Genomic DNA, 6,213 nt, shown 5'->3' with positions numbered 1-6,213 from the left:
TCAACGTCGATTTGCCGGCACCGTTCTCGCCCATCAGGGCGTGGATGCTGCCCGCCTTGAGGTCGAGGGAAACGGAGTGGAGCGCCTTGCTCCCTCCGAATGCCTTCGAAATGTGGGACATCTCGACAAGATTGGTCACGAAACCCTCGAACGAACCGGATTCGACACATGGAACGGCCTGCGGGGAATGTTTGTCCACTCCCCGCCAGCCACGGCGCCGTCACTTCTTGCCGTAATATTCCTTGAGCTTGTCTTCCGGCAGTTCGCTTGGCCACCAGACATTGGCGGTCAGGTCATCGCGATAGTATTTCTTGGCCTTGTCCTGGTCCCATCCGTCGGGATTGTAGACATAGCGCTTGTAGAGCTGCTTGCCTTCCAGAAGGGCAACGGCAGCGCGCACGCCGGCAGCGCCCTGGGCGGGACTGTATTCCGGAGAGATCGACTTGAACCCATCCGTAATCCACTGGCCGAAATAGCCATTGTTGCCCTCGCCCGAAATCGGCGGAATGGGTGTGCCGAACTGCTTGAAGACATCGACGCAGGCGCGCGTCATGTCGGCGCCGGACGACCAGATGCCGTCGACCTGCGGATTGTTCAGATAGAGCGTCTCGCACAGCTTCTTGGCCTTGTCGTACTGCCAGTCGCCATGCTCCTCGGCAATGATCTGCACATGCGTGCCCTTGAGCGATTCCAGGAGGCCGTTATAGCGGTTGGTGTCTTCCGGATGGCCGGCCAGGCCACGCAGGACCCAGATCTTGCCGTTGTCGCCGACGGTCTTCACCAGCCAGTCGCCCATGACCTTGCCGAAGTGCTCGGCGCCGCCCTGGATTTCGGTGGTGTAGGCGTCGGAATCGATACGCCCGGTGTGAAGGATGACCGGGATGCCGGCGGCGACCGCCTTGGCGATGCTGGCATTGGCCGACGTGCTGGTCACCGGTTGAACGATGATGGCGTCGACATGCTGTGCGATCAGGTCCTCGATATCGGCCACCTGCTTCTTCTGGTCGAAGCCGGCATCGAGCAGGATGAATTTCGAGATGCGCTTGTCCTTGGCCGCGGCGTTCTCCGCCTCATGCGCCACCTGCACCGTCCAGGTGTTTGCGTTGACACCGAAGTCGCTCATGCCGATGACCCAGGGCGGGTCCTTCTTGAACGCACCGGCGGCGGTCATGCGCGTGTCGTCGGGGCGCGGCGCCACGCCGTCCATCAGCTTGACGTCTTGCGCATGCGCCAGGGACGTCACGGCAAGCGTGGACGCAACGAGCATCCCCAGGCCGACGGTTTTCAGCAATCCTAACATTGAACACTCCTCCTTGTGGTTGCTCCGGCCTACAAATTCGTATGGCCACGAGACGCTCTCCCAATGCATGCCCCCGTCACAAACCGACCGATGCGCGCAATTCTCCCGCCCCCGAACACATGCGTGTCGAAGCCCAACTTCTGCTGGACGATGATGACGGTCGAGAACTCCTCCGGGCACTTTAGAAGCACAGCGGATTCGCCCTGTCAATAGTTAGTCAGGTTGAATGACTATTCCCTTGCTTGCCTTTCGCCGCTCCACTATCCATCATGAATGGCGCTCGCCGGCTTCGGCGCGCAGTCTGTCCCGGCGGGAAAAACATGCGATCAGTCTTGTGCTACGGCGACTCCAACACGCACGGCCAGATCCCCGGCAGGGGGCCGCTCGAGCGCTATGGTCCGGGTGAACGCTGGCCGGGCATATTGCGTTCTCAGCTGGGCCCTGACTGGTATGTCATCGAGGAGGGGTTGAGCGGCCGCACCACCGTCCACGACGACCCGATCGAGGGCGCCCACAAGAACGGCCGAACCTATCTTCGTCCTTGCCTGCAGAGCCATGCGACGCTCGACCTCGTCATCATCATGCTCGGCACCAACGATCTGAAGATCCGCTTCAACAAGCCGCCGTCGGAAGTGGCGATGGGGATCGGCTGCCTCGTCTACGACATCAAGGAGCTGGCGCCAGGTCCGGGCGGCTCGACGCCCGAGATCATGATCGTGGCGCCACCGCCGATGCAGGACGACGTCAAGGAATGGAAGTCCATATTCGCCGGCGCGCCGGAGAAATCGCGCCTGCTCGCGCTCGAGTTCGAGGTTCTGGCGGACTCGCTCGAACTGCACTTTTTCGATGCCGGCTCGGTGGTGTCGTGCAGCGAGGCGGACGGCTTTCACATCGATGCCGAGGCGCACAGATTGCTGGGCACCGCGCTCGCCCGCGCGGTCGATGCCATCGGCTGGAGCCGCTCGACATGAGCAACCATACCGCCGCCAGGCAACGCGCTCTTACCGACGGGGCGACCTTTGCCTGACATGAGATTCGCACCACCCAATCCCTTGCGCATCGCCGATCGTGCGAGCGGGCTGAATGCATTGAGCGTCCGCAGCTACAACGAGCGGCTGGTGCTGTCCCTGCTGCTTCAGAACGAAGGCATTTCGCGGATGGAAATCGGCGAGAAGACCGGCCTGTCGGCGCAGACGGCTTCAGTCATCGTTCGCTCGCTCGAGCAGGAGGGCCTGGTCTCGCAGGGCGAGGCGCAGCGCGGCCGCGTCGGGCCGCCGACGATCCCGCTTTCACTCAACCCGGAGGGCGCCTATGCGGTTGGCGTCGGCTTCAGCCGGCGCAGGATCGACATCGCGCTCATCGACTTCATCGGCACGGTGCGCTTCCACACGCAGTTGCCGGCGGATGAAGCCAATCCGTTTCCGCAAAGCAGCGATCTGTTCGGCGCGATCGGGCAAGCCATGACCAGCCTGCCGGTCGAGGCGCGCAGCCGGGTTGCCGGCATCGGCCTGGCGGTTCCCGACGATGTCGACACGATGGCTGCAACCCGCAACGGATCGAGCACCTCGCTCAAGGCCTTGCAGGCCGAGATCGAGGAACAGATCAAGCTGCCCGTTTTCGTGCAGAACGACATCACCGCTGCGGCCGGCGGCGAGAGTATGTTCGGCGTCGCAAAGCCGCTCAACGATTATCTGTTCTTCTATCTCGGAGCACGGCTGCAGAGCAGGCTCATCCTCAACCACCAGATCTACAAGGGAAACTCCAGCGCCAGCTTCGATCACGGCCTGATGCGCCTGGAGAGCGAACTGGCCATGCGCGGGCGCCCGTCCGAAATCATCTGGAGCAGCAGCCCTGAGTGGCCCGATCTGGGCGAGGCCTACAGCGCATGGCTGGGCGAGTGTTCCGACCGCCTGAAAGCGTCGATCTCCGCGCTGACCCAGTTTGTCGAGTTCAGGACGGTCGTCCTGTCCAGCTATGCGCCGCAAAAGATTGCCGAGGCCTTGTGCGACGACATCGGCCGGGAATTCCCCGGCATCGAAGCGCTGCCGGCGCGCGTCACCATCAGCCCGAAGGCCGTCGGCGCGGCAAGCCTGCCATTCAGTTCGCGCTTCATGATCCAGTGATCGAGCTGAACCGGGTTGCCGGTCGGCCGATCATGCCCTCTGCAGGTCCATCAATGATTTTCAGGTGACCAGGCGAATCCGCTTGCCAGGACGCCCCACTTAATAGCATGTTAAGTGAACCCTGAGATCGCCATGAAAATCGCTGCGGATCACGCACTCAACGACAATGCCGCGACCAGCGCCGAAGCGCGCCGCTCGACGGTATTGGGCGATCGGATCAAGGCCTATCGCACCACGCGGCGCCTGACGCTGCGCCAGCTCGGCGACATGATCGGCACCACCGCCAGTTTCCTAAGCCAGCTCGAGCGCGGCCTTTCCGGCGCCAACACCAGCACGCTGATGCTGATTGCCAATGCGCTCGGCATCAGCCTCGCCGATCTTTTCGACGAATGCGAAGTGTCGCCGCACGCGGTGCTGACACGCAGCGAGCGGCCGGCGCTGCCGACCAGCGAAGGCTACCGCAAGACGCTGCTGTCGCGCCGGCCGATCCGCGAGATGGAAGTCTATTGCGGCGAGTTCGCCGTCGGCGGCTCGACCGGCGACGTGCCCTACACGCACGGCAACGCGAGCGAGATGTTCCTCGTGCTGCGCGGACGCGTGCAACTGACGCTCGGCGAGGAGAGCTTCACCCTCGAAGAGGGCGATAGCATCGAATATTCGACCTCGACGCCCCACCGGACGATCAATGTCGGCGATACGGTGGCCGAAGTGCTGTGGATCATTGCGCCGCCGACCAGCGGCGCCGTCGACCTCGACCAATATGTAGCCCGGAAAACGCTCGCGCCCGGCCTACCAAAATCAAACAGCGAGCCATCGGAGGGTTAGAAAATGGGAAGCAGATCAAGATTGGCCGGGTTCGTCGGCGCCGCCGCACTGGCCTTGCTTGCGGCCGCCGCTCACGCGCAGAACGCGCCGCCGGCCGGGACCGTGGTGGACGGCTCGCTGAAGGGAAAGACGCTGACCTTCGTCTCCTATGGCGGCATCTACCAGGACGGCCAGGTCGCCGCCCTCAAGGAATTCGTCGACAAGAGCGGCGTCAAGCTTTTGAATGATGGGCCGACCGAAATCGCCAAGCTCCAGGCGCAGGTCGAATCAGGCAATGTGACCTGGGATGTCGTCGATACGGACGATTTTCCGCCCTTCGTGCATTGCGGAAAACTGTTCCAGAAGCTGGATTTGACCAAGCTCGACATCTCGCACATCCCGCCCGGACAGGTCGGCGAGTGCAGCGTGCCGGCGATGAACTACGGCATGGTCCTGATGTACAAGAACGACACGTACAAGGACAATCCGCCGAAGGACTGGAAGGACTTCTTCGACACCGCGAAATTTCCCGGCACCCGCGCCATCGACGGCAGCGGCAGCCCGCTCGGCGGCCTGATCGAACAGGCCATCCTGGCAGACGGCGGCAAGGTCGACGCCATGACGCCGGCCGATATCGACAAGGGCATCGCCAAGATCAAGGCGATCGGTCCCGACACGATCTTCTGGAAGACGGGCGCAGAATCCCAGCAGCTCGCCGAATCCGGCGAGGCCGACATGATCATCATGTGGACCGGCCGCGCCATGACGGCGGTCAAGAACGGCGCTGCCTACACGCCGGTGTGGAAGGACTGGCTGGTCGTCATGGACCAGCTGACCATCCCGGTCGGCGCCAAGGACACCGACGCTTCCTACGCGCTGATCAACGCCTATCTCGGCAAGAAGTCGCAGGAGATCCTGACCGAGCAGACCTCCTACTCGCCGATCAACAACGAGGCACAGCCGAAGGTCGACGCATCCGTCGCCGCCTTTCTGACCAACACGCCGGACCACGCCAAGCTCGGCTATCAGCAGAACATCAAGTTCTGGGTCGCCAACTTCGCCGCCGCGTCCGACAAGTGGACAGCGCTGATGGCCGGCAACTGAGCCGGCTACCGCTGAGGTGACGGCGTGAGCCAGACATCGCATACGCCGACGGCCGGGGGTGATCATCCTCGGCCGCCAGGTGCCGTGCGGGCGCCGCAGCGGCGCCCGCGCCTTGCTGCCTATCCTTCGCTGCTGGCGATGCCCGCCTTGGCTTTGCTCATCGCCGCGATGGGCTATCCCTTGCTGACCGTCACGCTGCGCAGCTTCTCGGACCCATCTTGGGGCTTGCAGAACTATGCCTGGTTCTTTTCCACCCCGGTGAATGTCACCGTCCTGTGGCGCACCTTTTCCATCGCAGCCTGGGTCACCATCGTTTGCGTCATCGCCGCCTACCCCTATGCCTATCTCATGACGGCGGTCGGACCGCGCCTGCGGCTGGTCCTCATCCTGTGCGTTTTGGTGCCGTTCTGGGTCAGCGGCGTGGTGCGCACCCTGGCCTGGGTCATCCTGCTGCAGGATTCCGGCATCATCAATTCGGTCATCAGGCTGCTCGGCTTTGACGGCGTGAAGCTGATCCGCACGCAGACCGGCGTCGTCATCGGCATGGCGCAGGTGCTGCTGCCGTTCATGATCCTGCCGCTCTATTCGGTCATGCGCGGCATCGATCTGCGCCTCGTGCAGGCGGCGCGCAGCCTTGGTGCGCGCCCGGCACGCGCCTTCCTGCAAATCTATCTGCCGCTGTCGCTGCCCGGCGTTTTCGCCGGCGCCATCATCGTCTTCATCCTGTCGCTCGGCTTCTACATCACGCCTGCCCTGCTCGGCGGCCCGCGCAGCACCATGCTGTCGACGCTGGTGCAGAGCCAGGTGCTCAGCCTGCTCAACTGGGGCCGCGGCGGCGCCATGGGCGTCGTGCTGCTGGTCGCGACCTTCGTGCTTCTAGCG

General features: G+C 63.3%; 7 protein-coding genes. 5 read left to right on the top strand and 2 right to left on the bottom strand.

The features are described 5' to 3' along the window. Positions 1–139: ATP-binding cassette domain-containing protein (locus EN884_RS21590; protein WP_128360727.1), on the bottom strand; the 139-nt coding region annotated here is incomplete at its 3' end. A gap of 81 nt (positions 140–220) precedes the next feature. Further along, on the bottom strand, positions 221–1,300 hold the full coding sequence (locus tag EN884_RS21585; protein ID WP_013530473.1) for a substrate-binding domain-containing protein: 1,080 nt from the start codon (positions 1,298–1,300) through the stop codon (positions 221–223). Between the two features lie 320 nt (positions 1,301–1,620). Between EN884_RS21585 and EN884_RS21580 the strand changes: the two genes are divergently transcribed. From EN884_RS21580 to EN884_RS21560, 5 genes are all read left to right on the top strand, one after another. Beyond that, the gene (locus EN884_RS21580) at positions 1,621–2,271 is read left to right on the top strand and encodes an SGNH/GDSL hydrolase family protein (protein ID WP_023809404.1); all 651 of its coding nucleotides are present in this window, start codon (positions 1,621–1,623) and stop codon (positions 2,269–2,271) included. Positions 2,272–2,328: 57 nt separating this feature from the next. Continuing rightward, positions 2,329–3,423, top strand: a complete 1,095-nt coding sequence (locus EN884_RS21575) for an ROK family transcriptional regulator (RefSeq protein WP_013530471.1) — start codon at positions 2,329–2,331, stop codon at positions 3,421–3,423. Positions 3,424–3,555: 132 nt separating this feature from the next. After that, positions 3,556–4,248, top strand: a complete 693-nt coding sequence (locus EN884_RS21570; protein ID WP_024503956.1) for an XRE family transcriptional regulator — start codon at positions 3,556–3,558, stop codon at positions 4,246–4,248. 3 nt (positions 4,249–4,251) lie between these two features. After that, the gene (locus EN884_RS21565; protein WP_023809407.1) at positions 4,252–5,331 is read left to right on the top strand and encodes an extracellular solute-binding protein; all 1,080 of its coding nucleotides are present in this window, start codon (positions 4,252–4,254) and stop codon (positions 5,329–5,331) included. A gap of 24 nt (positions 5,332–5,355) precedes the next feature. Then, the coding region (locus EN884_RS21560; RefSeq protein ID WP_164895091.1) for an ABC transporter permease at positions 5,356–6,213 on the top strand (858 nt) is incomplete at its 3' end.

The organism is Mesorhizobium sp. M7A.F.Ca.AU.001.01.1.1 (assembly GCF_004022735.1).
Taxonomy (GTDB): Bacteria; Pseudomonadota; Alphaproteobacteria; order Rhizobiales; family Rhizobiaceae; genus Mesorhizobium; species Mesorhizobium ciceri.
Note: the sequence above shows the minus strand (reverse complement) of the source record. Positions and strands in the feature narration are given on the sequence as shown.

Bases quoted from the DNA above. Each gene is read 5' to 3' on its own strand.
- EN884_RS21585 (WP_013530473.1), bottom strand. From the start codon at position 1,300: ATGTTAGGATTGCTGAAAACCGTCGGCCTGGGGATGCTCGTTGCGTCC.
- EN884_RS21580 (WP_023809404.1), top strand. From the start codon at position 1,621: ATGCGATCAGTCTTGTGCTACGGCGACTCCAACACGCACGGCCAGATC.
- EN884_RS21570 (WP_024503956.1), top strand. From the start codon at position 3,556: ATGAAAATCGCTGCGGATCACGCACTCAACGACAATGCCGCGACCAGC.
- EN884_RS21575 (WP_013530471.1), top strand. From the start codon at position 2,329: ATGAGATTCGCACCACCCAATCCCTTGCGCATCGCCGATCGTGCGAGC.
- EN884_RS21565 (WP_023809407.1), top strand. From the start codon at position 4,252: ATGGGAAGCAGATCAAGATTGGCCGGGTTCGTCGGCGCCGCCGCACTG.